This window comes from Paenibacillus gyeongsangnamensis (assembly GCF_027533625.1).
GTDB classification, from domain to species: Bacteria; Bacillota; Bacilli; order Paenibacillales; family NBRC-103111; genus Paenibacillus_G; species Paenibacillus_G gyeongsangnamensis.
In genome coordinates, this window is sequence record NZ_JAQAGZ010000032.1 from 37738 (window position 1) to 64015 (window position 26278).

Below are 26278 nucleotides of genomic sequence, written 5' to 3' on the forward strand. Positions count from 1 at the left end.
TTGACACAATATATGACAGGTCCGCTCCCCGCCCGGGAGGCTTACTTCCGGTTCAGCAGCTTATGCGCAACCCCGTCGAACAGCCGGGGAAACAGCTGGTACAGCTTCACTCCCGCAGCCGCTGCGAGCGGCAAGTCAATTTCCGGCTTCCGGCGCTCGACCGCCGCCAGCACCTGCCCCGCCACCCGCTCCGGCTTCAGCATGAACCATTTGACATTCTTGACGTAATTCCCGCCGGGATCGGCCTTGTCGAAGAACGGCGTGTCGATCGGACCCGGATTGACAGCCGTCACATAGACGCCTGTGCCCCTCAGCTCCTGCCGCAAGCAGTTCGTCAGCCCGAGCACGGCGTGCTTCGACGCCGAATAACCGCTCGACTTGGGCGAACCGATCTTTCCCGCCATCGATGCGATATTCACGATGTGTCCGCTTCCCTGCCGCAGCATGTGCGGCAGTACCGATTTCGTACAGCGGACAGTCCCCATATAATTGACATCCATCATACTCTCGAATTCCGTTACCGGAGCGTCCACGAACCGGTCGAACACCCCGTAGCCCGCATTATTGATCAGCAGGTCGATGCGGCCGTACCGACCGATCACCTCCCTCATGGTCCGTTCCACCTGCTCGGTGGAGGTCACGTCCAGCAGGTACACGCCATGCTCACCCCGAACGGCTCCGGCCGCCTCCTTCAGCTTGTCCTCGCGCCGCGCCATGAGGATCGGCACCGCTCCGCGCTTCGACAGCTCACGCGCCATCAACGCCCCGATCCCGCTGGACGCTCCCGTAATTACCGCGATTTTCTTGTTCCAGTCCATCTCCGCCCCCCCTAAACGTTCGTCTTGCTCTCTATTGTACTCCCCGGGATGCAAAAGAAAAACCGTCATAGAATCGACGGCCTTTCGCATGATTACCCATACGCTGAAGCGCAGGGAGGGTCTTAATCCATGCACTCTATTTCAAAAAAAGAGCGGATGCCTCATCGCCGGCTTCCCGGCGGCAAGGCATCCGCTTCTTCGTCTTCTGCTCCGCCATTCCTCAGGCGATCAGCACTTGGATGTCGAGCTCGCCGATGCCGTCCATAATGAGCGGAATCGTCAAAGCCTTCTTGGCCGAGAAACCTGTAGAATTGGAGGAGTGCAACAGCTTCGGCGGCGTAATATCGACGCGCACTCCTTGATTGAACAGCATGGTGCTGGCGTTGCCGCTGATCATATTGCCCAGCTCCGAGATGGCGCTCTTGCTCATCTCGTCCATTTCCGTAACCGTAAAGCCCCCCATCATGGCCGAAACGACCTTCATCGCCACATCCTCATGCAGTCCGAACACGATGTCCCCGTGCATCTGACCGGTCATGCCGATTTGGATCCAGATATAGTTCTCGACGAACAGCACATCCTTGACGCCCAATTGCCCGGTGGTTGGTCGAACATTTGCGACTTGCTCAATGACGATCCTAGCAGATTCCAAGAACGGGTTAATCAACTCTGCCTTCATAGATGACCGGTCTCCTTTTCGACAATAGGCCCGCTTCTTAGGACCTTATCCTCAATCCATTATACCCAAAGATTGGAGTCAAGTATAGAACCTTTGTCACCTTTCATACAAATTTAGAATGGACTATCCAGGGATTCCAGAAACACCCTGTTCGTTAAAGGAGCATAGAATCGTCACAGCAGCCGCATCTACTTCGTCACAGGCACCGAGTTTTGCAAATATTCTTCAAGCGTCAAGCCTTTGGTTGTCAGCTCCTTGGCCAACGTCACGCCGACATACCGGATATGCCAAGGCTCGTATTGGTAGCCCGTCACGTCTTCCTTCCCTTTCGGATAACGGATGATAAAACCGTATTCCGAAGCGTGCTTCGCGAGCCAATCGGCTTCCTTAGTCGCCCCGAAGCAGTCCTGCGCTTGACATTTGCCGTCGCTGCCCGACAGATCGATGGCAAGCCCCGTTTCATGCTCGCTGTGGCCCGGCAGGGCGCTGTATTTGCGGGCGGCTTCCTCGCCGTCCGCCTTTGCATAGTTGTTGAACAGAACCCGCTGCGTGCTCTCAGAGCGGAAGGCCGATACCCCGGCCAGCGAGAAGCCGTCCTTCTTCGCTCCTGCGACGAGCGACTCGAGCGCCTTGGCGGCTTCCTTGCGCATCATGCGCTTCTCCGACTGCTCCTTGAAGGTGAACGGAATATTCGGCTCGACAAGATCGGCAGGCTTATAGTTCGGCGGCAGCGCGTACGTCTTGTTCACCAGAACGGCGATATCGTCCGGTTTGGCCACGACTTGAACCGCGCCTCCTTGCCCCGAAGCCGCATTCGGCTTGCCTGCTGCGCTGCCCGTTCCTGATGCCCCTGCGCCGGCTTTAGCCGGGTCTTGGGCCGGGGCCGTCGTTTGCGAGGATGGCGCCGAGGCGCTACCCTGAACGGCGGATGGGCTTGTCGCTCCGGCGTCGCCGGCGCTTCCTTTCGCAGGCGGCGTGCTTCCGCAGCCGGCGAGCAGGGTTAGCATACCGGCAAGGGTCAGAACGATCGTGACGGGGGTGCGAAATGAGTTCATGTATGGTCTAAGCTCCTCTATCCGATGATATGTTCTATTGTACAAGAAAGGTGCGATCGGCGGCAAAACCCGCGCTTCGCTCCGGCATCCCGGGACTTGTCCCCGGAACCGTAAGCTTGGGCGCAGGCGGCTTCCGTGTTACAATGAAGCCGGAATGCCGGTGCCGCCTCACGGGCCGGCCTCAGGCCGCTAACCATGTGTATAGAAGGAAAGGATTAACGAATTCATGAGACCGATTTATTTTTTGCGCATGTACAACTTTTTGTATTTCGCCCTGCTGGCGATGTTTATTTCATTCCTCCCCGTCTACCTGGATGCCCAGGGGCTTCCGACAACGAAGATCGGGCTCATCATCGGGACCGGGGGGATCATTACGATTTTCGCGCAGCCTCTGTGGGGCATGATCAGCGACCGGACCAAAACGATCAAAAAAATTATCGTGCTGCTCACGGTCTGCTCTACGGTGCTTGGAACCTTCTTGTATGCGTCAGGCAGCTTTATCGTGCTTCTTGTATTCACGATGCTGCTTTACTTCTTCTTGATGCCGCTCGACCCGTTAACGGAGAGCCTGAACTTTCAAGCCGCCGAAGCCAGCGGCGTAAGCTACGGCTCGATGCGGACGTTCGGAGCGGTTGGATACGCCGTCATGTCGCTGGCCGTAGGCTACGCCATGCTGTATCTGGGGCTCGGCAGTCTGGCGCTGCTGTTCGCGGGCATCGGCGTGATCAGCCTGCTCGTCTGCCTCGGGCTTCCCGACGCGCCCGTAACCGGCAAGCCCGTCACGCTGAAGAGCCTGCGCAGCTTTCTAAGCTACGGAGAGACGCTCTGGTTCCTCGTGCTCATCTTCATTACCGCCGTTCCCCAGCGCATCAACGATACGTACCTCGGCGTGTATATCCGCCAGCTGGGCGGCGGCAGCGAGCTCGTCGGCCAAGCCTGGTTTCTTGCGGCGGGCAGTGAAATTCTCGTATTCGCACTGAGCTTCTGGTGGCTGCGCCGAGGCAAAGAGCTGATGATCATCTCGTTTGCCGGCGCATTTTATGTGATCCGCTTCTTCTTGTCGGCATGGATAACCGATCCGCAAGTTCTGGTGCTGCTGCAGCTGCTGCAAACCTTCACTTTTCCCGTCTTCTATACGGCTGCGATTCAATATTTGTACCGGATCGTTCCGGAAGAGTGGCGGGCGACGGGACAGACCGTGCTGGCGCTCCTCTTCTTCGGCGTCTCCGGAATCGTCGCTTCATACCTGGGCGGATGGCTGTTCGAAGCGCTCGGAGGCCGCTCGCTATATTTGCTCATCTCCGGCATGTCCTTCGCGGGCCTCTTGTTCAGCTTCGTGCTGCAGCGGGTTTACGGTACGCAAATGCGTACGGACGGGACGACCGGATCGTAACGAGGGGGAGAATATCTTCTCCTTTTTATTCCCATCCGTAGCCCGTATAAAAAGTGCCTTTCATCGCCTGCTCCACCGCAAGCCGCACATGGGGAATCGTATCCTCCGGAAGCTCATCCAGCGGAAACCAGCCCATCTCCGAGCACTTGTCCGGCTCCATATTCGACGGTTCCCCTTCCCAATCTTCTACCCTCAGGAAAAAATCGATCCACTCCCCCGAATCCGAATGGCGGTGCATCACGCCGACCACCTTCAGCTGTTCCGGATCGACCTTGACACCCGCTTCTTCCAAGGCCTCCCGCGCGGCGGCTTGCTTCACTTCTTCTCCGCCGTCGAGCTTCCCGGCGACCAGGCTGAGTTTTCCGTCTTCATAATTCGTATTTGCCCGCCTGAGCATCAGGAGCTGTCCATCTCGAATGAACAGTAAATAAACCGCGCTATAAACGGCAAACCAACGTTTTGCCATTGGCCATCCTTCTCTCGTGTTGTTATAACGGTTTCCGTTCCGTCCGAGTCAGCACCCATCTCGCGGCCGCCGCTTGAGGCTCAAAATAATAGACGGTCACGCCGTCCATTCCGGCGGCGTAACCTCCCGTAACCGCCAGCTGGCCGTCCTGCGCCCGGGGACTCCGATCCGGCTCCATGCCTGTCGTGAATTCCTTGAAGACGCCTTGCCCGGTTTGGAACTCGAAGAGGGCGGCCTCCCCGTTCCGAATGCCGTACACGCGAAACTCCACTCCGTGGCAATCCGAATACCGTGGCATAAAATAATACGCCTCCATCCCGGGAAAATCAAGTTTCACAGGCTTGAGCGGCTGATCGCGGGGCTGGATGATTTCCCAGTCCCGTAGCGTATCCAGGATTTGTGTCCGGCCGTCCTTGCTTGTGAAGCGGACTTCATAATCGCCGCGGATCGTCACATCCTCTTCCTTGCCCAAGCAGCTGGGCGCGCCAAGCTTCGCGATCTTCTCCGGACCGAGAGGCACGATTTGCAGCAGGCCGTCCTTCGCGGCGGCCTCGGCACGGGGCCGAAGAACCGCCGCCGTGCCGGTGGCGGACTGCTGGAGCAGCTCCTGAGCAGGCTCATCCTCCGGTTTCGGAAGCGGCTTATCGGCAGGCTTCCCGGAAAGCTCGCATCCGGCGAGCAGCATGGCGGCGGTAAGCAGGCAGAAAGCTGCCGTACGAATAGCCAAATGCATGGACAAACGTCCCCCTCGATTCCAAATCGTTCCAAGTATAAGACGATGGATTCGCTGCCAAGGTTTCAAAGGGAAAATCTTTTATGCCTTATCCTATGCTCCGTTTTGTTCCCATGCTTCACACCCGGAAAGATAGCTTAAAAAAGCAAGGCCGCCCTGCCCGGGCGGCTAGTTTGTTGAGAAAGTGGTGTTTGACAAGAATAGAGAAGCATACGGAGATGGGGTATCTGCTGGAGGAGCGATAGCGTTCGCCTTTGTCTGCGGGAAATACCCGCTACTAAGCGGCTTCGAATAAAAATTTCCTGCAGACAACAGCGACCGGAAGTAGATACCCCACCCCTTCGTAACATCTATCACCTCAATTCACCGCTTTCTAGGGCAGCCTCGGCCGCCCTGCCCGGGCGGCACTCTCCATGGTTAACGGGTTTCTCGGTGAAGCGTCACCCGCTTCAGACGCGGGCAATATTTTTTCATTTCCAATCGGCCGGGATGTATCTTCTTGTTCTTCGTCGTCGTGTAATTCCGGTCGCCGGTTTCGGTGCAGGCCAAAGTAACGATCACGCGCATGCGGTTCCCCCCTTTCTCGCTGTAATGCTGTCCGGACGGCAGCAGCTCTTAATCCGCTGCGTCCGTCAGGATGGATGCCAGCTGCTCGGAAGAGGCGTTCGGCAGTACATCCGGGATGAGGCCCCAGTCGGAGCGCAGCTCCTCGTCGGTCAGGAGGCACCGGTCGAGCTGCTCTGTGATCGCCGCGCGGTCGAGCCGGATGCCGATCAGGACAAATCTCGTGATGCGGTCTCCATGCTCCGCATCCCAGTTTTCCGCGAGCTCAGGCTCCTCGGCCAGTACGGTCTGCTTCTCCGCTTCGGGAAGCGAAGCGACCCACAGACCGGCCGGACCGAATTGAATCGAAGGACCGGCTTGACTAAGGCTTTGCGCCAGGTCGTTTCTCGTCGCCAGCCAGAGAATGCCTTTGGCACGGACGACGCTCTCCGGCCAATCCGCCATCCATTCGGTCAGACGCTCCGTATGGAACGGACGGCGGCGTTCATAGACGAACGAGGAAATGCCGTATTCCTCCGTCTCGGGGGTATGATGGCCTTTTTCCAGCTCTTGCATCCACCCAGCCGATGTGCTCGCTTCGTCAAAGCTAAACCGGTTCGTATTCAAAATCGCTTCCGGGTCGACCGCTCCGTTCGTCGTGCGGATGACCCGGGCTCTCGGCTGAAGCTTCCGCAGCACCTGCTCCAGCTCGTTCAGCTCTTCCTCTTCGATCAGATCGCATTTGTTGAGCAAAAGCACATCGCAAAATTCAATTTGACTGATCAAGAGATCCACGACATCGCGCGTATCGTCTTCGCCGACAGCCTGTTGGCGGTCCAGCAGCGTCTCTCCGCTGGAGAAGTCGTGCCAGAACCGGTAGGCGTCCACGACCGTGACCATCGTATCCAAGCGGCAGTAGCGGGTCAAATCGATGTTTTGCTCTTCATCGATATAAGAGAAGGTTTGAGCTACCGGCACGGGCTCGCCCACGCCGGTCGATTCGATCAGGATATAGTCGAAGCGTCCGTCCGTCGCAAGACGCTCCACCTCGCGCAGCAAATCCTCGCGCAGCGTGCAGCAGATACAGCCGTTGGACATCTCCACCAGCTTCTCCTCCGTGCGGGAGATCCCGCCGCCGTGCTTAATCAGGTCCGCGTCGATGTTCACCTCGCTCAAATCGTTCACGATCACGGCTACTTTAAGTCCCTGTCGGTTATTCAATACATGGTTCAATACGGTCGTCTTGCCGGCGCCCAAATAGCCGCTCAGCACCGTCACCGGAATTTTGCCGTTCGATTCACTCATATTCGATTCTCCCTCATACGGTTTCTTGTAACAGAGGCTAATATGTACGACCGGAACCGTCGCCCCGGTTCGTAAACGTAATTATTACTATTACGTAGTGAAAGTGTACCTTATCTCGATTCGTTTGTAAATAGTATTAATTACTATTAATGGACTTACTGCGGAACCGCCGCGGCCCGCGCTTCAATGCCAATGCAAATGCGAACAAGCCCGGGGCTAAGCTTGCCCCGGGCTTGTGATGGTTGCCGTTCAAGTGTTTTCTTGCAGCTTGCCAAGTGCTGTTAACTGAGGAGCGGCATCAAGGCTCCGCCTGCCGCCGCGAAGAGGACGACCGCCCAAGGCGGAAGCTTCCACAGCATCAGCAGCCCGAAGGCCGCCAGCGCAAGGCAGAAGTCGTAAGATGTACGGATAGCGCTCGTCCATACGGGATGGTACAAGGCCGCGAGCAGGATGCCGACGACCGAGGCGTTGACGCCCTTCAGCACCGACTGGACGTTCGGTCTGCTCCGAATCGCGTCCCACAGCGGCAGCGAGCCGGTAACGAGCAGGAAGGACGGAAGGAACATGGCGAGCAGTGCCACCAGCGCACCGGGCCATCCGTTCATAACGGCGCCGAGATAGGCGGACAGCGTGAACAAAGGACCGGGCACCGCCTGGGCTGCGCCGTATCCGGCCAAGAACTGCGCATCCGTCATCCAGCCCGGAGGAACGAGCTCCGCCTGCAGCATCGGCAGCACGACGTGACCTCCGCCGAATACCAGGGAGCCGACGCGGTAGAAGCTGTCGATCATCGCCACCCAGGCGGAGGAGGAAGCTTGTCTCCACAGCGGAAGCCCCAGCAGCAGCCCGAAAAACACAATCCACGACAGGATGGCCGCAGTGCGGCTGATCCGGATCGCAATCCGGGGCCTCTCGGGCACATCGCCGCTGGGCAGCAACAGCCGGCCGAGCAGACCTGCAGCCGCGATCAGTATCAGCTGGCCGTAGGCCGACGGCCAAGCCAGCGTCAGGATCGCGGTCCCGATCGCAATCGTACCACGCGTGCGGTCCGGAGCCAGCGTACGCGCCATTCCCCATACCGCTTGGGCGACCACCGCTACCGAGACGATCAGAAGACCGTGCAGCCAGCCGGCTCCCCCCGTATCACTTCCCTTCGTCAGGAAGGCAAACGCCGCCAGCGCGAGGGCGGAAGGGATCGTAAATCCGATCCAGGAGACGATGCCTCCCAGAATGCCAGCGCGCATCATCCCGATCGAGATGCCTACCTGACTGGAAGCCGGTCCGGGCAGAAATTGGCACAGGGCGACCAGATCGGCGTAGCTTTTTTCATCCAGCCACTGCCGCCGCTTCACATATTCCTCGCGGAAATAACCTAAATGCGCCACCGGTCCTCCAAAGGAGGTGAGCCCCAGCTTCAGCGCTGCGCCGAAGAGCTCCCGAAGCGAGCCCCCGGGAGCGGCCTGGGCCGACGGGGCTGTTTCATGGATCGAAGGATTGTCGTTCATTCGCTGCTTAACCTCATTTCATCCGGATCAGATCAGCCGGTAATCGTCGATTTTGCCGCCGTTCTCCCATACCTCGACGAACAGCGCGTCGCATGCTTCGAAATCCTCCAGCGTCAGCGCGTTCACTTGCTCCTCTTCGGTCGTGACGAAGACGTTATCCATTTGTTCGCCGCTTAACGCGATAACCACATATATTTTCATCGGATGCACTCCCTTCATGTCTGTTGCGGTTTTCAGCGCTAAGTATACCTTATTTCTCCGCTGCGGGAAATTTTTTTTAATGCAATCTATTCCCAAAACGAATATAATGGATTTTTCAAAGAAGGGAAGGATGGCATCATGGGAAAACCGGCCCGAATTACGGAACTGGAATATTTGCGGGCTTTTGCCTTTTTGGCGGTGGTCCTGCAGCATGCGATCGGACATTACGCTTATATCCCCGGTACGCCGCTGGCCGACGGTGTGCTGCTGGGCATACTCCTGCTGCTTGCTAAATTCGCGGTTCCCGCGTTTATTTTCATTACCGGACTGCTGCTCTTTTACCGGTACCGCGAAAGCGGCATTCCTTACTTCACCTTTCTTCGCAAAAGGGGCAAGGACATACTGCTCCCGTATTTGCCTTGGGCGCTTCTGTATGCGTCCATCGACGGGGACGGCTGGGATTGGCCGTGGTCCGGCGGCTGGTACGCCCTCGGGCTGAAGCTGCTCACCGGCAAAGCGAGCTATCATCTCTGGTATGTCGTCATGATCTTTCAATGCTATCTGCTGTTTCCCTTGTTCCATAGAGCCGTGCTGCGCCTGGACCGTATGCTGACGGATCGGCTCCGTCTCGCCCTCGTCTTCGGACTCGGCGTCATCTATGTATGGCTGACGGGACAAATATCCGCGATCCAGGACTGGACCGCAAGCCTTGGCATTCCGGCCGTCTCGGCGTTCTTCGGAGAGTACGGCGACCGGAACGTCCTATATTTTTATTACTATCTGGTGATGGGTGCATTTGCCGGGCTTCACCTGGACCGGTTCCGCGGGCTGCTGAGGCATTACCGTAACGGCGTGCTCGGCTTGTTCGGCGCAATGCTGCTGTGGATGCTGTACCGGATCGTGAATCATTTCGAGCTTGCGCCTTTATCGATCCAATATAACGACACATTTCTGCTGCAGCCGAGGATGGCGCTCATGCTGATCGTTTCCATGCCCGCCATGTATTTGGCCGCCCTGACCTTGGATGAGGGCGCCTCGGCTTTTTGGAAGAAGATGCTGACCCTGACCGGCGCTTATTCCTATGTGGCTTATCTGGCTCATGCGCTGCTGCTGACGCCTGCCATAGTCATCAGCGACAAGCTCTTGCCGGCGCTTTCTCCAACGCTGCGCACGGTTACGGCCTTCGCGCTCTGCAGTTTGCTCTCCGTAGCTCTGGCCTGCGTCATCCGGTCGGCCAGCGCCGCGCTGCTGCGCCGCATCTCTGCCGGGCGGCAGGAAGCTGTCCGGAAGCCCCGGACCCCGTCAGCCTAATAGCCATTCCTGCAGGAACAGCAAGCCCTGACGGTTCTGATAAGTACCTACCTCATGACCGCTAAAGGGATGGACCTCGATTATCTTAGGCGCGGCAATCCGGTTGCAGGCGGCGAACACCGTTTCCGGCAAACAGACGGTATCCTTCAATCCTACGGAAACATGAACGGGGATGGAGATCCGATCCGCGAGATTAATCAGGTCAAAATAGCTCAACGTCTCCAGCACCCGCTCCAGCCGATCCGGAAATTTGGCGACGAATGCCGCCGCTTCCGTCAGCGACCCGGTGGAGTGGAGGAGCCCGTAATCCATGTGGCACATATTCGGAATGTGGGCTATGGCTGCGGACGGAATGTCCGACAACGCGGCCGTCATCAAGGCAAGGCCGCCTCCCTGGCTGCTGCCGACGACGGCGATGCGGCTGGAGTCGACCTCGGGCTGCTCCCTTGCCCAGGCTAACGCCTTAAGGGCATCGGCCGTAATGGCGTTGTAATAGCACGCTTCCCGATCGAGGATTCCCTGGGTGATCCACCCTTTCGTCATGCCGAACGTTTGAGGCAGCAGATTGCCGGTCTCCCCGCCTTGCCCCCGAATATCGACTGCAAAAACGGCATAGCCCATAAGCAGCCACTGTGCGTGCTGTTCCGGATACTCGCTTCCCCCCGTATACCCGTGAAATTTGACGATACACGGCCTGGGCTCCGCGCCGCCATGCTTCGGCAGAAGAAACCAGCCGTGAATCGGCGTAGCGTCGAACCCTTCATAGGTGACCCTGTAAGCCGTTACTGCAGCTAACGGCGTTACGGCCGCTTCCCTCTTCGCGTTCAGCGGCTTGCTCTCGATGGAACGCAGATTCCGTTCCCAGAAGGCCGATAAATCGGATTTGGCCGTCCGGGGCGGCATGTAGTGATAGAGTTCCTGGATTCGTTTCTCAATGGCATTCGCGTAGCTCTCGGGCATCTGCTTTTCCTTCCCTTCCTGCTCTATTATCCGCTAACGGCAAACGGCAAGAAAGTCCGTTTACCGCGTTACGGCTTAACGGACTTCTTCATTATTCTCAGAGCTTTGCCAGAATTTGTTCCTTGAACTGCTGCAGCGCTTCATCCGTGTCTACGGTATACCCGCATTCCAAACCGATATAGCCGTCATGCCCCGTTTCCCGGATCGCCCGCAAAATGTTTACAAAATTCAATTCGCCCGTCCCCGGCTGCTTGCGGCCCGGATTGTCGGCGATATGATAATGATGAATTCGCCCGGCGTAAGCCTTTATGTTGCGGATGACGTTGCCTTCCGTAATTTGCTGGTGGTACACGTCGAAAACGAGCTTCACGTTCGGGCTCCCCACCCGGTCGATCGCCTCAACCGCCTCATCCGAGCGCTGCAGGTAATGACCCGGATGGTCTACCAGTCCGTTCAAGGGCTCCACCTCCAGCACGATCTCCGTGCCTTGCAGCAGCTCGGCGCAGCGCTTCAGCGTCTCTACCATGGCCTCCTGTTGAAGCACTCTTGAAACGCCCGCCCGTTCCTGACCGGTCTGCGTAATGATGGAACGGATCCCGAGCAGACGGCAGGCTTCAATCGTTTGCCGCAGCCCGTCCAGATAGCTCTCCCGCTTCGCCGGGTCCACCAAATCGAACACCTTCGTGCAGGTGGCCGTGATGCCCGCGCCGATCGCTTCCTGTTCAGCCGCAAAAGACTGCAGGTCGCCCAGCTCCCACCATTTGTAAACCTCCAAGCCGCCGAGCCCGTGCTCCTTCACCTTGCGCAGATGATATAGCGCATCTTGACCCCGATATGCGCCGATGCACAGCGAATAGTTCATGTCCGATCGCTCCCCCGGTCCCGCAGGACGATAATATGGCTTCATTGATTGGTTTACCATACGGGACCGGGATTGGCAACTATTTCTTTTATTGCTTCAGCTGCTTCACAAGCCGTCTCATTTCGCCGTTCGGCGTAGAGATCACCTCGTATATATTAATGGTTGTATTCGCCTCGAAGTAATCCGTCTTCACGCTGGCAAAATTGACGTACTGCAAACCGCTGACCAGCTTATTCTGACCTGTGAAGGCGAACGACTGCGTGCCGAGTTCTCTTCCGCGGCTGTCGACGACGGCGAATTCCAGCTTGGAGAAGTTCTGGTCGACGACGACCGGATCCGTCCGGTCCACCTGAAGATTCAGCTTCAGCTGGTAGGAGTAGGTGAAATCGTTCTTGTTGAACGAAGTGCTCAGCTGATAGTTCTCGATCGCAACCTTGAACGGATACAGATTCATCGGATCCGTATCTTTGCTTTCCTCCGGCTTCGGCTCCGTCTGCAGCGCTACCTTGTAAGTGCCGAGGGAACGCTTGTAAGCGGCCGAAGACTTGGTATCGTAGAAGTGCAGCGCCAGATTTTCTCCGGTCTCCCATTCCGGCAGCGAGTAAGCGAAGCTGACCACTGCGCTCGTATTCGGGAGAATCTCGCCCGCCGAGACCGCTTGCTTGGTGCCTCCGTAGGTGAAGCCGTTCCCGCTGAGCAGCTCGGTCTGGAAGCTCGGCATCGGGATCGAAGAAGTTCCGCTGTTCGTTAGCTTGTATTTGCCGATGATCGTTTTATAGCCGTAGTCGCTGCTCTCGTTCAGCGTATACTCCATCATCGCGATTTGCAGGTGCTTATCTAGCACACCGTCAGCGAGCAGCGGGAATGGAGTGCCCATTTGATAATCCTGCGCTTCGACGGCCTGAATGCCCGCGGCATCCACGGACTGGGCATCGGCCAAGCTTACGGCGATGACCGGAACCGCAGAGGCGCTGCTGCCGGAAAGTGCCGACGTCGTCGTGCCGGTTCCCGAGGAAGAGCCGGAGCTTGAGGAGCTTCCGGAGGCACCGCTCGTACCGGACGACGCCGAGCCGGACCCGGCGCTTGCGCTTCCGCTGCCTGTATTGCCCGTACTTCCGGAGCTGGAGCTTGTGCTGCCGGAGCCGGTGCTTGTACTGCTGCCTATACTACCTGAGCCGGCGCTTGTGCTGCTGCTCGTAATGCCGGAGCCGGCGGTATTGCCCGAGCCCCCGGAACTGCCGGAGCTGCTGCCCGAGCTGCCGGCGCTCGTTGTTTTGGATGTGCTGCCGGACGCTTGACCGTTCTCCAGCACAACCATCTGAAGCGACTTCGGGTCCACCCCCAGCGGAAGCAGAACATAGAAGTAGTAGCTGGCCTTTTCTTTGGGCGATAGGAAACTGCTGTGAGCCGCCAGGTCGCTCGAAGCGACGCTTGCGCCGTCTTTGCCGAACTGGTACGAAGCGGACAGCTGAGGCAGCGCTTCGACCTGATTGCCTTCGTTGCTGACGGTAATGGTCGTTTGCACATGAAGCCCGTCGTCCTGGCTGGAGATGACTGCCTTGTCCGCCGTGAGCTGCAGCCCGGTTCCAGTCGTCAACGAATACGGAGTCTTGCCGCCAAGGGCGATCGGGTCCGTTACCGCGCCGAGCGGAAGAGCTCCGATGACCACGTCCTGGCTGTCCTTAGCATAGGCCGCCTCCAGCGTATACCCGCTGCTCGATGCAGCGAGCGGAACCTCCGTCTTGAAGACGAGTCTGCGGTCCTGTTTAGGTAGCAGCGCCTGATCGCCGCCCTGCTGAACGGAAGCGGTATAATATTGCCCGCTGTTATCCTTGTAACGGAACTTCAATGCCGAGGGCAGCTTGAAATTGCTGGAGCCGACGTTGCGCGCGGTAACGTCCGTGTATAGCATCAGCTTGCCGTCTTCGGCAGCCGGCACGGTGCGCCCGGCGGTAAAAGATACCGTGGCGTTCTGCGGCAGCGTGGAGTCGACCTCGTTCAGGGAGATCACGGTACGCTTCAGGTTCGTGTCCTGAGCGGCCACGTAGCCGACATGGAGTCCCCCTACCTCCCGCGAAAGCGACGAGCTGCCATAATCCCATGCAATGATATTCACCGTCAATTGGCCCGGCTTCTCTCCCGGCGGCACTTGGGCCGTGAACCGGAAATCGCGGTTCTCCCCTGCTTGCACCCTTGCGCTTTGCTGCTCCGTCAGCCTGGCGGCGAAGCTGTGCCCGCTGTCGTCGGTCACCCTAACGCCGTAGGCGTTGAAGTCAACGGCCTGGCTGCCGCCGTTGTTCAGGCGCACGGTAAACTGCAGGGTGCCGGAATCGGCGCTGGTCGACAGCAGCGCTTCCTCCAGCGTGAAGTAAGTGACATCGTTAATGAATACGCCTTCCTTGCCTGCATGAGCCATTGGCGCAGGAACGACAGGAAGGATAAGACCGAGGCAAGCTGCGGTAATGGCGGTTTTGACGGCTGCGCGTTTCCATGATGGTTGTCTTTTCAATCCGTTTACCTCCTCCGGGCTTGGCGCTGCAAAGCTTTCTTCGTAAAGCATTCTGGTTGGGCTTTGCGAGGCCAAGCCTTTTTCGTAGTATTTCTGGCTGGACTTTGTTGCTTTCCAATAACTAATCTCTTGGCGTTATGATTAAGGAGAAGCTTCCTGGCATAACGGCTTAATCCGTGCGCAGCGCATCGATCGGCCGAAGCTTGGAGGCCTTGTTCGCGGGATACAATCCGAAGACCATGCCGACGAACACGGAGAACAGGAACGAGTACAATCCGATATCCCACGAGACCTTCGTCGCCTGACCCGGACTCAGCATCGGCCACACGTAGGAGGCGGCGATCCCGAGGATCAGCCCGATCAACCCGCCGAGACCGCTGATCACAACGGCCTCCACGAGGAACTGGAACAGGATGTTCCGCCGTTTCGCGCCGATCGACTTTCGAATCCCGATCTCCCTCGTCCGCTCGCTGACGGTGACGAGCATGATGTTCATGATCCCGATCCCGCCTACAAGTAAGGAAATGGCGGCTACGCTGATCAGCTGGTTCGTCATCGTGCTGGTCGCTGCGATCCGCGCGTTCATGAGCTCCTCCTGGTTCATGATGGTGAAGCCCGTATCACTCTTGAACTTGTTGGTCAAGTAGCGCTTGACGAAATCCTGCGCCTTGGCGAGCTGATCGCTCGAGGACGCTTCAATATACGTGGTTCGGATTTGGCCGAGCTTGAACACGCGCTGAGCCGTCACGAGCGGCACGATGACCGCTTTATCGATGGACGTTCCGGCCGTGTTCGAGCCTTTGCTCTTCAGCTTGCCGACGATCGTAAATACAACGCCGTTAATATTGATATCCTCGCCTATGGGACTTGCATTGCCGAAATATTTGTCAGCCACCTCGCTGCCCAAAATCGCTACCGGATTGCGGAAATCGAGGTCCGCCTCCGCGATGTTTCGCCCTTCCGCCAAATCCGCTTTCATTAAGGGCAAATATCTGTCGTTCGTGCCGATGACATTATATTTATCCTGCGTACGATCATATTTGATGTTGGCGCCGTTCAAAGAAATCGTCGGCGCGACCGTCTGGAACTCGGGAAACAGCTCCAGCTGCATGAGCTCGTTATAATCGAGCTGAGTCGCTCTCCCGGTCCCTCCCGCGTTCACAACCAGTTGGTTCGTGCCCATATTCTCATACTGCTTCGCAATCTGATCCGACGAACCGCGGCCGATCGCAACCAGCGTCACCACGGAGCTCACCCCGATAATAACGCCCAGCATCGTGAGAAAGCTGCGCATCGGATTGCCGGTGACCGTACGCAGAGCCATGGCCAGCAGCTCTATCGTTCTCATACCGCGGCACCTCCGGCCAACGTTTTAGCGCGGTCCTCCGCAAGCATTGGGAGGTTCCGCTCATCGTTCACGATGATGCCGTCCCGAATGGAGACGACCCGGCTGGCCGATTCGGCGATATGATGGTCATGCGTAATCAGCACGATGGTATTGCCCTGCCGATGCAGGTTCTGCACCAGCTCCAGCACCTCTTCGCCGGTCTTGGAATCGAGCGCTCCCGTCGGTTCATCCGCGAGCAGCAGCGAAGGGCCGATGGCCAGCGCCCGGGCGATCGCCACCCGTTGCTGCTGTCCGCCGGACAGCTCGCTAGGCTTGTGGTGGCCCCGGGTACCCATGCCGAGCAGCTCCAGCATCGCCTGTCCCCGCTCCCTCCGCTCCTTGGGCGGGATGCCGGCGTAAATCATCGGGAGCTCCACGTTTTCCATGGCCGTGAGGCGCGGCAGCAGATTGAATTGTTGAAAAATAAATCCGATCTTGCGGTTCCTCAGCTCCGCCAGCTGGTTATCCGACATGTTGATTGTGTCGATCCCGTCCAGCTTATATGTACCGGAATTCGGCACGTCCAGCAGACCGATCGTGTTCATCAGCGTCGATTTGCCCGATCCGCTGGGTCCGACGATGGCGACGAAGTCGCCTTTTTCCACGGTGAAGCAGATCCGGTTCAAAATATGCAGCTGCTGCGTGCCTCTCTGATACGTCTTGACGATATCCGTCAATTCGATCATATTCACTTGCGGCACTTCCTTTCCCGCTTGCTTCTGAGCTATCAATTTCCTCTGCCGCCGCCAGAGCTTCTCTGAATCTGAACTGAGCCGCCGCCGCCCTGGAAGTTTCCTCCTCCTTGGAAGCCCCCTTGACCACCTTGGAACCCGCCGGGGAATCCTTGGCCTCCCTGCATTTGCTGGCGCAAACGGTCGAGCTCCTGTTGGCTCAAGCTTTGCTGCGTGGATCGGCTCTTCACGATCACCTTGTCTCCCTCGTTCAGCCCTTCCGTAATTTCGGCGTTCGTCTTGCTGCGGACGCCGATCTTCACCGCATGATTGTCCTCCCGCGTCCCGTCGGGCTTCAGCAGCGTGACGGAGTAGTTCCCTCTCTGCGACTGCAGCGCCTGAATCGGCAGCTGGAGCACATCCCTCTTGTCCTGGATCAATATATCCGCCGTCGCCGTCATGCCGTACTTCAGCTGGCTCGTATCCTTAACGCTCAGCACGACGTCGTACGCCGTCACGCCGTTGGTCGTCGTCCCGACCGTCGACACCTGGCTGACCTCGCCCTGGAACGTTTTTCCTTGAATCGCGTCAACCTTGATGTCCGCCTTCATGCCCATCTTAATCTGCGGCAAATCCAGCTCGTCCACCTGAATCGGCAGCTGCATGCTGTCAGTGCTGGCTACTGCGCCGAGCTGGGTGTTGGCCGTAATTTTCGAGCCAACCGGGTAGCTGGCGAGGACATTCGCTTTCTTGTTGGCAAAATCGGTGGAGAACACGCCGTCAAACGGCGCCACCACAGTCAGCTCGTTCACCTTGTTCGTCAAATCCGCGACCGTATTGCGCTGACGCTCGATCTGCGATTGCTTGTTGACGATATCGTTAGGCAGCGTGTCGCTGCCCATCACGGCTAGAACAGCCCCATTCGGCACCATATCTCCCGTCTTGAAGTTCAGCTGCTTGATACTGCCGGAGGCTCCGGACATGATATTGGCCACCGTCGTGTAATCCAAGGCCGCCTGACTGCGGGATTCGACCTTCAACCCGTTTACGCTGAACGACCCCTTGACCTTCACGCCCGCATCCAGCGTGCCGTCGTTATCGACGGCGAGCTCCACATCGACCAGCTTGGAGCCGTCGGAATCGGCCTTGGCCGTTGTGTCGACGGAGCGGACCGACGCGGATTTGCTCAGCTTAAAGCCGTCCACGCTCAGATCGACCGTATCCCCCGGCTTCAGCTGCACGGCGCTGTCGAGCGGGAACGGCAGCGTCACCTTCAAATGCTTGTAATCCGAGATCGTGCCGATCTTCGCATTCTTGCTCACATTCGAGCCAACGTCGATGTTGTTCGAAAGCGTCAGCTTCCCTTCCGTCGGGGCAAAAAACGTCATATGAGCCTTCTGGTCCTGCAAATCCGCAAGATCCTTCTGCATCTGATCGAGCGAATTTTGCGCCTCCTGCAAGCTCGTTTCCTTGGTCGGATCTGAAATAACGAACAGCACGTCGCTCTTCTTCACCGCCTGGTTCCGCGTCAGGTTCATCGTCTTGATGGTGCCGTCGGCGGGCGCAATAATATTTTGCTGATCCTTCGCTTCAAATTGGGAAGTGCCCGATATCGTCGAGCGGATATTTCCTTTGGTCACGGTAACCGTCGTCTCCGTCACCGCAGAGGCCGCCGATTTGGCCTTCGTTTTCGGGAAAAAATAATAGGCGCCTGCCCCGCCCAGCACGACAACGGCGGTTACGGCGGCGATCCATGGCTTGTTCAGCCTCATGCTTCCTCTTCCTCCTTCACACGCATCCCTCGGCCTCAGGCTCCGGACTTCGCGCCACATCCTATGAAAAATTGTAAAAGCGATTTGTGAATGAAGTGTGAAACGAAGTTGAGCGCCCGCTTAAAGGATACCCAAAGTTTACGGCTGCATGTTCCTTGCTTATCAAGGCGGAGCCTTTGCCCGAGAGGAGGATGCGAAGCGGTTGCTGCCATGCTTTCTGATGCTAGCCGCTCCAGGCCGTACGCGTTAACGGCGGTGCATGGTGGTCAGTCGAACCCAGGTTCATAAGGAGGAGGAGTAGCGACCGGCGGTTCACTACAGCTCCCATTGCTGCGTATGAAAAATCAGTCATAATTTTGCCGCTTTGGCAAGCATAGGCATGATTTTAGGTTCGGCAAAAATATGCATGATTTTTTTGATAGTTATTTATGATGCGGGGGCGTTCTTGGATTCGACGGGAATGGTTCTAGTCTCGCCTGCGGCTAGCTGAAGAAGACAATCAGGCTGACCCAACGCGTAACCGGTTCCGGGGTGATGCTCGGGTGACATCAAAACTGGGAATACACCCGTAGAAGTTTGTGTGGTGTTATTTTCGGAAAGGGGTTCAACTCCCCTCGCCTCCATATGCAAAATCCACAACTTGGAGCTAAAAGTTAACCTCTACATGCTCTTTATAGACGATTACCTTTTCCACATAGCTGCCGATGAACTTCTTGATCTCGGGAATGTCGCGGTTGCTATAGGGGCTTAGAACTGAGAAAGCAGTTGTCGCAGGAATTCTTCTGTTTACTGCTGCTTTTTCCGTTTGTCGGGGCAGTTCTTACCATCGTCTGCCTTGCCCCCGAGGGTTCAGAGGGTTCTAATGATAGGCAGAGTGTAGGGGAACAGCGTCGGGGTGTACGATGTTTTGGCAAAGGGAACCGTAGCTGCTAAGCCGAAATTGGATTAGGTTTCCAAGGAAAAGGTTACAGGAATTTTGAAAATAAAGTCGAATATTATAGAATTGTAGCGATTTATTTTGCAAAGGTGATAGGATGAACTTAGTTTTATTTAAGGACTTTATGCTGCAGCTGGCGTTTATAACAACGCTAATCTTTACCTATCAAATATTTTTTGCGGAGAGGTCCGGGCAGAAGAGCGAAAAGATCATCCTCAGTGTACTATTCGGGCTATCCATCCTTTTTTGTATGGCTTTTCCCGCCACCGTCACTCCCTATTACCACACAGATATCAGAATCGTTCCGCTGCTGCTCGGGACATTATATGGCGGCCCGGGAACAGGCATTATTTTATCGTCCGTCATCATCCTGTACCTTTGGTATATGGGGTTCAATATGGGACTGTACTCGTCCACTTTGGCCCTTCTATTCAGTATGCCGGTTATTTTGCTCTTTCAAAATTCTTTCATCAAAGCGAAGAAGAGCAAACGGGTGCAAATTGCGTTTATGCTACTGCTCTATTACAGTGTTGCAGGAATAGCGTCGGTGTCATTAGTCAGAGGGCTTTCATTCATGGAGGTTGTTCGGATTGATTACCTTCATATCGTGATTAATGCGGCGGCGTTATTGTTCTTCAGTATGCTAAACGAAATGATAAGGGAAATGATCCGGAAAGCCCAGGATGCGGAAATCGCCTTCTTGCGTTCCCAGATCAAACCGCATTTCCTGTATAACACCCTGAATTCGATTGCAGCATTGTGTGTCAAGGACCCTGGTAAAGCGGAAGAGCTGACGCTTGAGTTTGCGCAGTATTTGCGAAGAAGTTTTGACTTCAAGCATCTGGATTCATTATCGACTCTTGAAGATGAGTTGGAATTGGTGCAAGCGTACCTCAACATCGAAAAGGTGCGTTTCGGCGCGAAATTGAATGTGGAATACGACGTGGATGCGAATCTCGACATCCGGATTCCCCCGCTGATCCTGCAGCCATTGGTAGAAAATGCCGTAAGGCATGGCCTGATGTCCAATCTAACTGGGGGAACGGTAAAAATATCGATCAAACGGATAGCGGGTGCCGCAATCAGCCTTGCTGTAGAAGATAACGGTTGCGGCATGAGCAAGGGGCAACTGGCAGAAATCCTTCAACCGAATGGCAACAAGAAGGGCGTTGGGCTAAGAAATATTATTCAGCGCATCAAATTGATATACGGTACAAGCGTACATATTGAAAGCGTGGAAGGAACAGGCACCAAAATTTATTTCGACCTTCCTAGGTAAGCCAGTCAGGCGCGGAACGGAGGATAAAGCGGATGATGCGAGCCTTGATTGTAGATGACGAACAATTGGCGGTGGAACGTATGGAGACGATCCTGTCCGCCGTCGGCGATATTGATATATGCCGCACCTCTCTGAACCCGTGGGATGCGTATGAATACGCGAAGACGAATCGCATCGACATCGCGTTTCTGGATATCTCTATGCCAGAAATAAACGGGATAAGGCTGTCCAGCCTGCTGCTTGATCTCCATCCTTCCCTAGATGTGGTTTTTGTCACCGGGTACGACAACTATGCGGTTCAAGCCTTTGATATGGGCGCGCAGGATTATCTGATAAAGCCTGTAACCACTGAGCGAATGTCAAAGACGCTGGACAGGATCAGAACAAGACATCGGCACGAGACGGTGAGGCCCTCCGATTCATATTCTGCACTACCGGCTGAAGAACACTCTGAACAAGTCATGCTGACCGAACAGGAGACAAGGGTTGTACGGTTGATTACCGATGGCTTCTCGAACAAGGAAATGGCGGATCATCTGAACATCACGACGGAAACGGTTAAATTTCATCTTAAGAATGTATACAGAAAGCTGAATGTCAACAACCGGGTGCAGGTTCTGCAGCATCTCATGGAATTAAAAAAACGGATATAAGCGAGACCTTTTCTCCCTCATACCTACCCATTCGGGTAAAAGCCCCCTCCCTTCGTATACCATACGGAGAGGGGGGCTTAACAAGAAGGCTTAACCGTCGATGCCCGCCAGCACTTTCTTGCTGACCGCATTCAGCTCGGCCAGCTCGGATTCCGACAGCTCAACCTGTGCGGCTTCCGCATTGTCCTGCATATGCTTGGTGCTCTGGGAGCCGACGATGGCCGAGGTCAGCGCCTCCTGGTGCAGCAGCCATGCGATGGCGATCTGCGAGATCGCGCGGCCCTTCGCGTCCGCGATGTTTTTCAACGCTTGAATAAGCTCTTCCTCCAGCTTAAGATGCTCCGGCAGGAACAATCGGCGCGTGCTGCGGAAGTCGTCCGCCGCCAACGTTTTGCTGCCCAAATGGAAGGCGCCGGTCAGAATGCCCTTGGCAATGGAGCTGTAGCTCATGATCCCGATTTGATGCTGCTGCAGGAAAGGCACAATCTCCTTCTCGATCTCGCGGTGCAGCAGGCTGTATTCCGGCTGGATGACGTCGATTTGAGCGTACTGCACGGCTTCCTTCAGCTGTTCGATCGAAAAATTGGACACCCCGATCGCCCGGATGAGGCCTTCTTCCTTCAGCTTATTGAACTCGCCGAGCGTATCCGCCACGGGAATCTCATAGCTTGGCCAGTGGATGTAATAAATGTCGATCACGTCGGTCTTGAGCCGCTTCAAGCTCGATTCCGTCGAACGGCGCACATCCTGAGGCGCCAAATTGGCGCGGCTTACTTTCGTCGAGATGACGGCTTCGTGACGGCGTCCTTCGAGCGCTGCGCCGACGATCTCTTCCGAATGCCCGTTGCCGTAGCCTTCTGCCGTATCGAACGTCGTAATGCCCATATCGAGGGCGGCTTGAATCGCCTTAATATTATTCTCGTCGCTTGTAAATTCCCAAGGTCCTCCGCCCAGCTCCCAACAGCCGAACGTTAATGCGGACAACGTCAAACCCGATTTTCCCAGCTTACGGTATTTCATGCTTCGGTTCTCTCCTTTGTTCCGGATGTTTGGAGCTTCGAAAAGACACATCCTCATAAGCATAGCATACCTGCCGTATGGTTTTCTTTGGACGATCTTGTGATTATTTATGGACAATCCTACGCTTCGCTCGGCATGATGCGGATCGGAACGCCTTCGGGACCGTTCACTTCAAGCCGGCTCCCGCCATAGCGGACGCGGATTTCCCCGGAGGCCACCCGCAGCTTGAGCGCGTATGGAGGCACCTCGGGACCGGTATACGGACGGACTTGAATCGATTTCCATCCCGGTTCGAGCGGCCGAAGTCCCGCGATATGCTCGATCAGGATCGGAATCGGAGAGCTCGCCCAAGGATGGCACAGGCTCGTATTCCATTTCTGATCCTTGCCCCAAGCTTCAAAGCAAGTCGTTGCCCCTTCCTTGACCATATTGCCTCACGAACGCTTGTCATCGGAGGTCAGCAGCTCAAACACATAAGCGAGCTCCCCTACGCAGGCCAAGCCGTTCAATAAGAAATAAGCCATGTAGACGCCACAGGCCAGCCGTTTCGACTTGAGCAGCCTAATGACGGGTAGAACCGCCTCAGCAGGAACGAGACCGAAGTAGAGGGGCAGCGCATTGGCATGCAGCGAAGCGTGCTCCGAGCTCTCGCTATCGGCGAATACCCCCGCTTCCGGGCGGAAAAAGGCCTTGACGTAAGCTTCCTTCAGCCGAACCCGCCGCCCTTTATACGCCGCCTCCAGTCCCATGGCGTTCCTAAGCTCATCCACGGCGCTTAAACACCCGTAATAAAATGCATTGATGACGTTATGGCAGCCTTCCCCAACGGGATCCGTCAAGGCAAAATCGTAGCCGTCCCGCAGATTGTCCGGCCAGTCGACCAGGTTCCACTTCTCGTTCACGTTGTGCAGCAGGCCGTCTTCCCTTGCATATCCCGCAAAATACTCGCAAATTCCTTCGGCAACGGGAAGCATCTCCCGGACAAAATCCGCATCCCCGCTTTGCCGGTAATACTGCAGCAGCTGCAGCGGCCACTGGAGCGAGAAGTCGGCGATCTCCTGCATGAAGCTGCCGGGAACGACCGCAAGCAGACCGAGGCACACCGCTTCCGAGGAGTGTGCGAAATCCGTGAGCGCCTTGCGGGTCATCCGCAAATCACCGGATACGTACATATGCGCATGCGTGATGACCGTATTGTCGCCGAGGTATTGTCCTTTTTCCCGGGAAGGACAGTCGACGAAGCTTTCCTGGGACCCCCACTTGACCCCGTTCTTGCAAATATCCCATACCCGGTTCAGCAGCGGATGCTCCGACTCGAACGTGCAGGCCTCCTCATCGAGCGGATAATGCCGTACGATCGCGGCGAACGAATCCGGCTGAAGCACAGACTCCGGACCGAGCACTTCCACGTACCGGAACGCCTTGTAATCGAACGGCGTCAGCCGGTCCCGCCTGCCGGATAAGGTCCACGTTTCGCTATACGTGCAGTTGCATCGCATATGGAACCGGACGCCGGCCTCGCCTTCCAGAAGCTCCTCCCCGCATCGGACTTTCACCTGCTGTCCCGCTTCGCCCTGCGCCTCCATCAGGAATTGTCCCGTCACTTCTCCGCCGAAGTCGGCCAGATAGCGCCCTTCCGAGAGCCGATCGATCCGCACCGGTCGCACCTCATAAACGCTGACCGGCGGCGTAAGCTGCAGCACCGGCCGATGATCGTCCGCTTCCTTCACGACCGCCGGCTTCCACTCGCTGTCGTCATAATCGGGACGCATCCAATCACCGGGGGAAAGCCGTGCATCCAGCTCCTCCAGAAACTGCGTCTCGTACCCTACTGCCATGCTGCGCCCGTAATAAGCCGTTTCCGTATACTTCCAGCCGCTGTCGGTCCCGGCCATCAGCTCGCCGTCCACCCATACCTCCGCGAGCATTCCTTGTAATCCCCGCTCTGGTACGCCCGGTTGATCAGCCCCTGGTAGTACACATGGACAGCAACCGTGTTCTCCCCGGGCCGCAGCCGTCCGGACAGGTCGTACCGGTTATAAGGATAGGCATCGGCATACCCCTGCGCCGGACCCTGCCCGACAAATTCGCCGTTGACGTACAGCTTGTAGTAATCGTCCGCCGTAAGGTCGATCCAGGCCGACTCCGCCGGCTTCTTCACCGAGAACGTCTTGCGCACCAGCATATGGTGATGCTTCAGCTCCTCCCGGTGCGCGGATGGCTCCGCCTTCTGCCGTGCCTTGCGAAGTACGGGGATCGGCTCCAGCTTCGCGAAAGCTTCGGCCGTAATCCAACCGGACTGCCATGTTTTTTCCATGTTCTCCTCCAAGTAACGCCGGTTAAACGGTATGCCCTTTGCGGAAATCGCTCGGCGGCAAGCCTACGGCTTTTTTGAACGCCCGGTTGAATGAAAAATAATGCACATACCCTACGCGAGCTGCGATGTCCTGAATCGCCAGCTCCGTTCCCTCCATGAGCCGCTTGGCTTCCCGGATGCGGATGCCGGCTACGTAATCGACGAAATTCTCGCCGAATTCATCCTTGAACACCCGGCTGATATAACTCTTGTTCACGCCGCATTCCTCGCTCAGCAGCTGAAGGGATAAATCCGGATTGCCGAAATGCTCCTCGATATAGCTCTTTATGCTATGCACCAGATTGCGGTTGTTCCGGTTCTCCCGCAGCTCCTTCCACCGCGTCTCGACCCCGTACAGGGCGCTCGAGAACACCTGCCGGATATCCTCCACCGTATCGAACGTATCCAGGACCCGGGTCATCGGACCGATCGCCTCCTGCTTCCAGATCGCCAAATAATCCGCCGGGAATTCCGACAGCTCCTTGGTCAGCGTAAAGATCATGTAATTCGTCAGATTAACGATTTCCTGATGCGTATACCAGCCTTTCCCGAGGTCGGTGAAAAAATCGTCCAGCAGCCGCCTCCATTCCTCGCTCCCGGTCTTGTAGGACTGGGTCATCGCGCGGATCCGCTGCAGCCGGTCGAACAGCTCCGTCTCCGTCTGCCGCACCGCTTCGTCGTAGCCGATCACGCGGTTGCTGCCCAGCGCCGATTTGTACTGCAGCGCTTCCCGCGCCTGCTCGGACGATTCGCGTATGCCCGGACCGAGGCTCGTACAGCTCCCGACACCGCGCTCTTCCATATGCCGGAGGCGACGAAGATGGTCATCCACGACGTTTCGTTATACAAAAAAGGGAACGGCTTACCGGACCAGCCGGCGACGAAATGGTTGACGATGCCCTTTTGCTGGGAGAAGATCAAGAGGATCAAGCCCCCGATGATGACCCAATGCAGAAAATGAGGCAAATAAACGATGGTCTGAACCAGCTTCTTGTACCAGCCGAGCCGCACCTCGTTCAGCAGAATCGCCAGCAGGATCGGAAAAGGAAATCCGACACGACCTGCAGGACGCTCAGAACGAACGTATTGCGGATGACTTGAAGAGTGGACGGCTGGGTGAACAGCATCCGGAAGTTACCCAAACCGACCCAGGGACTTCCGAAGATCCCGTCCGTAAAATTATAGTTTTTGAAGGCGATGATGAGGCCGGCCATCGGCGCGTAGCGAAAGATCAGGAAATAAAGCACCACCGGCAAGAACATGATCAGAATCGGCACGTTCTGCCGCAAGCGCTTTCGATCGATCCTGCGGACGGTACGCAGGCGAGCGGCCTCTGCTGAGGTAACCGGCGTTGAGATGGAAGCCACTCCCTTTCTCCTATTTGTCTTGCACGTTGCTTGACATGCTTCGGCTGCAGTCCGACTGAATTCAGCATACCGAAGACGGGGATTGCCGGCAATTCACACTTTTCCGGCTCATCACACTCTCCCGATCGAAGGCGGCGGAAGCGTGCATCACATCTTTGCACGGCCTCACCTTTTTTGCTTCCGAACGCCAGGATAAACGGCTACGCCGTCCTTGTCTTACAAGGACCAGCTCGTTTACCAAGGTTGATGCGAAGCTATAAGCTACGAAAACTTATAAATATTACTAGAGTAAAGGGCAGAGAAATCTGCCCCTCCTCATCAAACCGTACGTGAGGTTTTCCCTCATACGGCTTTCCGATGTTCGTCATTCATGTGCATGCAGATCACAAGAGCGTTTTAAGTCCACATTGACTGGCCAGAAATCTTACTTCTTGAAGCGAGCCCATCCATCTTGCACGCTGTCTTTTCTTGGCATACCATCTCGTGAGCCTCTGCA

General features: G+C 56.5%; 26 protein-coding genes and 1 other RNA gene. 5 read left to right on the forward strand and 22 right to left on the reverse strand.

The features are described 5' to 3' along the window. Positions 1-41 precede the first annotated feature (41 nt). The 3 genes from O9H85_RS33280 to O9H85_RS33290 form a co-directional block, all read right to left on the reverse strand. Positions 42-818, reverse strand: coding sequence for an SDR family NAD(P)-dependent oxidoreductase (locus tag O9H85_RS33280; RefSeq protein ID WP_269885672.1), 777 nt, complete (start codon positions 816-818; stop codon positions 42-44). Positions 819-1038: 220 nt separating this feature from the next. Further along, on the reverse strand, positions 1039-1497 hold the full coding sequence (locus O9H85_RS33285) for a chemotaxis protein CheX (protein ID WP_269885673.1): 459 nt from the start codon (positions 1495-1497) through the stop codon (positions 1039-1041). A gap of 188 nt (positions 1498-1685) precedes the next feature. Then, positions 1686-2552 (reverse strand): M15 family metallopeptidase, encoded by an 867-nt coding sequence (locus tag O9H85_RS33290; protein WP_269885674.1) that lies wholly within the window; start codon positions 2550-2552, stop codon positions 1686-1688. Positions 2553-2778: 226 nt separating this feature from the next. Here O9H85_RS33290 and O9H85_RS33295 point away from each other — a divergent pair, with 226 nt between their 5' ends. Then, positions 2779-3945 (forward strand): MFS transporter, encoded by a 1167-nt coding sequence (locus O9H85_RS33295; RefSeq protein ID WP_269885675.1) that lies wholly within the window; start codon positions 2779-2781, stop codon positions 3943-3945. Positions 3946-3970: 25 nt separating this feature from the next. Here the strand turns inward: O9H85_RS33295 and O9H85_RS33300 are convergent, their stop codons facing one another. From O9H85_RS33300 to O9H85_RS33325, 6 genes are all read right to left on the reverse strand, one after another. Next, a complete protein-coding gene (locus tag O9H85_RS33300; RefSeq protein ID WP_269885676.1) occupies positions 3971-4411 on the reverse strand; it encodes an NUDIX hydrolase in 441 nt (146 codons plus the stop codon). 22 nt (positions 4412-4433) lie between these two features. Then, entirely contained in the window at positions 4434-5144 is a 711-nt protein-coding gene (locus O9H85_RS33305; protein ID WP_269885677.1) for a hypothetical protein, read from the reverse strand. Positions 5145-5561: 417 nt separating this feature from the next. Continuing rightward, positions 5562-5711, reverse strand: a complete 150-nt coding sequence (gene rpmG, locus O9H85_RS33310; RefSeq protein WP_269885678.1) for a 50S ribosomal protein L33 — start codon at positions 5709-5711, stop codon at positions 5562-5564. Positions 5712-5759: 48 nt separating this feature from the next. Beyond that, a complete protein-coding gene (locus tag O9H85_RS33315) occupies positions 5760-6992 on the reverse strand; it encodes a GTP-binding protein (RefSeq protein WP_269885679.1) in 1233 nt (410 codons plus the stop codon). A gap of 281 nt (positions 6993-7273) precedes the next feature. Then, positions 7274-8497, reverse strand: a complete 1224-nt coding sequence (gene chrA / locus O9H85_RS33320) for a chromate efflux transporter (RefSeq protein WP_269885680.1) — start codon at positions 8495-8497, stop codon at positions 7274-7276. A gap of 27 nt (positions 8498-8524) precedes the next feature. Then, positions 8525-8698 (reverse strand): hypothetical protein, encoded by a 174-nt coding sequence (locus O9H85_RS33325; protein ID WP_269885681.1) that lies wholly within the window; start codon positions 8696-8698, stop codon positions 8525-8527. Positions 8699-8836: 138 nt separating this feature from the next. Here O9H85_RS33325 and O9H85_RS33330 point away from each other — a divergent pair, with 138 nt between their 5' ends. After that, positions 8837-10009, forward strand: a complete 1173-nt coding sequence (locus O9H85_RS33330; RefSeq protein ID WP_269885682.1) for an acyltransferase — start codon at positions 8837-8839, stop codon at positions 10007-10009. Here O9H85_RS33330 and O9H85_RS33335 read toward each other — a convergent pair. From O9H85_RS33335 to O9H85_RS33360, 6 genes are all read right to left on the reverse strand, one after another. Next, positions 10001-10969, reverse strand: coding sequence for an acetylxylan esterase (locus tag O9H85_RS33335; protein WP_269885683.1), 969 nt, complete (start codon positions 10967-10969; stop codon positions 10001-10003). The two genes, O9H85_RS33330 and O9H85_RS33335, sit on opposite strands and share 9 nt — an antisense overlap. Before the next feature lie 97 nt (positions 10970-11066). Continuing rightward, entirely contained in the window at positions 11067-11831 is a 765-nt protein-coding gene (locus tag O9H85_RS33340; RefSeq protein WP_269885684.1) for a TIM barrel protein, read from the reverse strand. Positions 11832-11919: 88 nt separating this feature from the next. After that, on the reverse strand, positions 11920-14340 hold the full coding sequence (locus O9H85_RS33345; RefSeq protein ID WP_269885685.1) for a hypothetical protein: 2421 nt from the start codon (positions 14338-14340) through the stop codon (positions 11920-11922). A 169-nt stretch (positions 14341-14509) separates the two neighbouring features. Then, positions 14510-15688, reverse strand: a complete 1179-nt coding sequence (locus tag O9H85_RS33350; protein ID WP_269885686.1) for an ABC transporter permease — start codon at positions 15686-15688, stop codon at positions 14510-14512. Further along, the gene (locus O9H85_RS33355; RefSeq protein ID WP_269885700.1) at positions 15685-16413 is read right to left on the reverse strand and encodes an ABC transporter ATP-binding protein; all 729 of its coding nucleotides are present in this window, start codon (positions 16411-16413) and stop codon (positions 15685-15687) included. The genes O9H85_RS33350 and O9H85_RS33355 overlap by 4 nt, the downstream gene beginning before the upstream one ends. Positions 16414-16454: 41 nt before the next feature. Beyond that, positions 16455-18170: an efflux RND transporter periplasmic adaptor subunit gene (locus O9H85_RS33360; RefSeq protein ID WP_269885687.1), complete on the reverse strand. Its 1716-nt coding sequence runs from the start codon at positions 18168-18170 to the stop codon at positions 16455-16457. Positions 18171-18605: 435 nt separating this feature from the next. Between O9H85_RS33360 and ssrA the strand changes: the two genes are divergently transcribed. From ssrA to O9H85_RS33375, 3 genes are all read left to right on the forward strand, one after another. Beyond that, positions 18606-18796, forward strand: a transfer-messenger RNA (tmRNA) gene (gene ssrA / locus O9H85_RS33365). Positions 18797-19231: 435 nt separating this feature from the next. Then, complete coding sequence (locus O9H85_RS33370; RefSeq protein ID WP_269885688.1) at positions 19232-20386, forward strand: sensor histidine kinase; 1155 nt, start codon at positions 19232-19234, stop codon at positions 20384-20386. A 32-nt stretch (positions 20387-20418) separates the two neighbouring features. Then, on the forward strand, positions 20419-21039 hold the full coding sequence (locus tag O9H85_RS33375; RefSeq protein ID WP_269885689.1) for a response regulator transcription factor: 621 nt from the start codon (positions 20419-20421) through the stop codon (positions 21037-21039). A gap of 90 nt (positions 21040-21129) precedes the next feature. Here the strand turns inward: O9H85_RS33375 and O9H85_RS33380 are convergent, their stop codons facing one another. The 7 genes from O9H85_RS33380 to O9H85_RS33410 all read right to left on the reverse strand — a co-directional run bounded on the left by O9H85_RS33380 (position 21130) and on the right by O9H85_RS33410 (position 25782). Then, positions 21130-22059, reverse strand: a complete 930-nt coding sequence (locus tag O9H85_RS33380) for an aldo/keto reductase (RefSeq protein WP_269885690.1) — start codon at positions 22057-22059, stop codon at positions 21130-21132. A gap of 119 nt (positions 22060-22178) precedes the next feature. Then, positions 22179-22487, reverse strand: a complete 309-nt coding sequence (locus O9H85_RS33385; protein WP_269885691.1) for an alpha-L-rhamnosidase C-terminal domain-containing protein — start codon at positions 22485-22487, stop codon at positions 22179-22181. Positions 22488-22493: 6 nt separating this feature from the next. Further along, a complete protein-coding gene (locus tag O9H85_RS33390) occupies positions 22494-23987 on the reverse strand; it encodes a family 78 glycoside hydrolase catalytic domain (protein ID WP_269885692.1) in 1494 nt (497 codons plus the stop codon). Beyond that, on the reverse strand, positions 23954-24376 hold the full coding sequence (locus O9H85_RS33395) for an alpha-L-rhamnosidase N-terminal domain-containing protein (RefSeq protein WP_269885693.1): 423 nt from the start codon (positions 24374-24376) through the stop codon (positions 23954-23956). Before O9H85_RS33395 ends, O9H85_RS33390 begins: the two co-directional genes overlap by 34 nt. Before the next feature lie 22 nt (positions 24377-24398). Continuing rightward, on the reverse strand, positions 24399-25217 hold the full coding sequence (locus tag O9H85_RS33400) for a helix-turn-helix domain-containing protein (protein WP_269885694.1): 819 nt from the start codon (positions 25215-25217) through the stop codon (positions 24399-24401). Then, positions 25103-25426 (reverse strand): hypothetical protein, encoded by a 324-nt coding sequence (locus O9H85_RS33405; protein WP_269885695.1) that lies wholly within the window; start codon positions 25424-25426, stop codon positions 25103-25105. The genes O9H85_RS33400 and O9H85_RS33405 overlap by 115 nt, the downstream gene beginning before the upstream one ends. A gap of 5 nt (positions 25427-25431) precedes the next feature. Next, entirely contained in the window at positions 25432-25782 is a 351-nt protein-coding gene (locus O9H85_RS33410; protein ID WP_269885696.1) for a hypothetical protein, read from the reverse strand. Positions 25783-26278 lie beyond the last annotated feature (496 nt).

Coding starts and splice junctions, on each gene's coding strand:
- O9H85_RS33280 (WP_269885672.1), bottom strand. CDS start 818: ATGGACTGGAACAAGAAAATCGCGGTAATTACGGGAGCGTCCAGCGGG.
- O9H85_RS33285 (WP_269885673.1), bottom strand. CDS start 1,497: ATGAAGGCAGAGTTGATTAACCCGTTCTTGGAATCTGCTAGGATCGTC.
- O9H85_RS33290 (WP_269885674.1), bottom strand. CDS start 2,552: ATGAACTCATTTCGCACCCCCGTCACGATCGTTCTGACCCTTGCCGGT.
- O9H85_RS33295 (WP_269885675.1), top strand. CDS start 2,779: ATGAGACCGATTTATTTTTTGCGCATGTACAACTTTTTGTATTTCGCC.
- O9H85_RS33300 (WP_269885676.1), bottom strand. CDS start 4,411: ATGGCAAAACGTTGGTTTGCCGTTTATAGCGCGGTTTATTTACTGTTC.
- O9H85_RS33305 (WP_269885677.1), bottom strand. CDS start 5,144: ATGCATTTGGCTATTCGTACGGCAGCTTTCTGCCTGCTTACCGCCGCC.
- rpmG (WP_269885678.1), bottom strand. CDS start 5,711: ATGCGCGTGATCGTTACTTTGGCCTGCACCGAAACCGGCGACCGGAAT.
- O9H85_RS33315 (WP_269885679.1), bottom strand. CDS start 6,992: ATGAGTGAATCGAACGGCAAAATTCCGGTGACGGTGCTGAGCGGCTAT.
- chrA (WP_269885680.1), bottom strand. CDS start 8,497: ATGAACGACAATCCTTCGATCCATGAAACAGCCCCGTCGGCCCAGGCC.
- O9H85_RS33325 (WP_269885681.1), bottom strand. CDS start 8,698: ATGAAAATATATGTGGTTATCGCGTTAAGCGGCGAACAAATGGATAAC.
- O9H85_RS33330 (WP_269885682.1), top strand. CDS start 8,837: ATGGGAAAACCGGCCCGAATTACGGAACTGGAATATTTGCGGGCTTTT.
- O9H85_RS33335 (WP_269885683.1), bottom strand. CDS start 10,969: ATGCCCGAGAGCTACGCGAATGCCATTGAGAAACGAATCCAGGAACTC.
- O9H85_RS33340 (WP_269885684.1), bottom strand. CDS start 11,831: ATGAACTATTCGCTGTGCATCGGCGCATATCGGGGTCAAGATGCGCTA.
- O9H85_RS33350 (WP_269885686.1), bottom strand. CDS start 15,688: ATGAGAACGATAGAGCTGCTGGCCATGGCTCTGCGTACGGTCACCGGC.
- O9H85_RS33355 (WP_269885700.1), bottom strand. CDS start 16,413: ATGATCGAATTGACGGATATCGTCAAGACGTATCAGAGAGGCACGCAG.
- O9H85_RS33360 (WP_269885687.1), bottom strand. CDS start 18,170: ATGAGGCTGAACAAGCCATGGATCGCCGCCGTAACCGCCGTTGTCGTG.
- O9H85_RS33370 (WP_269885688.1), top strand. CDS start 19,232: ATGCTGCAGCTGGCGTTTATAACAACGCTAATCTTTACCTATCAAATA.
- O9H85_RS33375 (WP_269885689.1), top strand. CDS start 20,419: ATGATGCGAGCCTTGATTGTAGATGACGAACAATTGGCGGTGGAACGT.
- O9H85_RS33380 (WP_269885690.1), bottom strand. CDS start 22,059: ATGAAATACCGTAAGCTGGGAAAATCGGGTTTGACGTTGTCCGCATTA.
- O9H85_RS33385 (WP_269885691.1), bottom strand. CDS start 22,487: ATGGTCAAGGAAGGGGCAACGACTTGCTTTGAAGCTTGGGGCAAGGAT.
- O9H85_RS33390 (WP_269885692.1), bottom strand. CDS start 23,987: ATGCTCGCGGAGGTATGGGTGGACGGCGAGCTGATGGCCGGGACCGAC.
- O9H85_RS33395 (WP_269885693.1), bottom strand. CDS start 24,376: ATGGAAAAAACATGGCAGTCCGGTTGGATTACGGCCGAAGCTTTCGCG.
- O9H85_RS33400 (WP_269885694.1), bottom strand. CDS start 25,217: ATGGAAGAGCGCGGTGTCGGGAGCTGTACGAGCCTCGGTCCGGGCATA.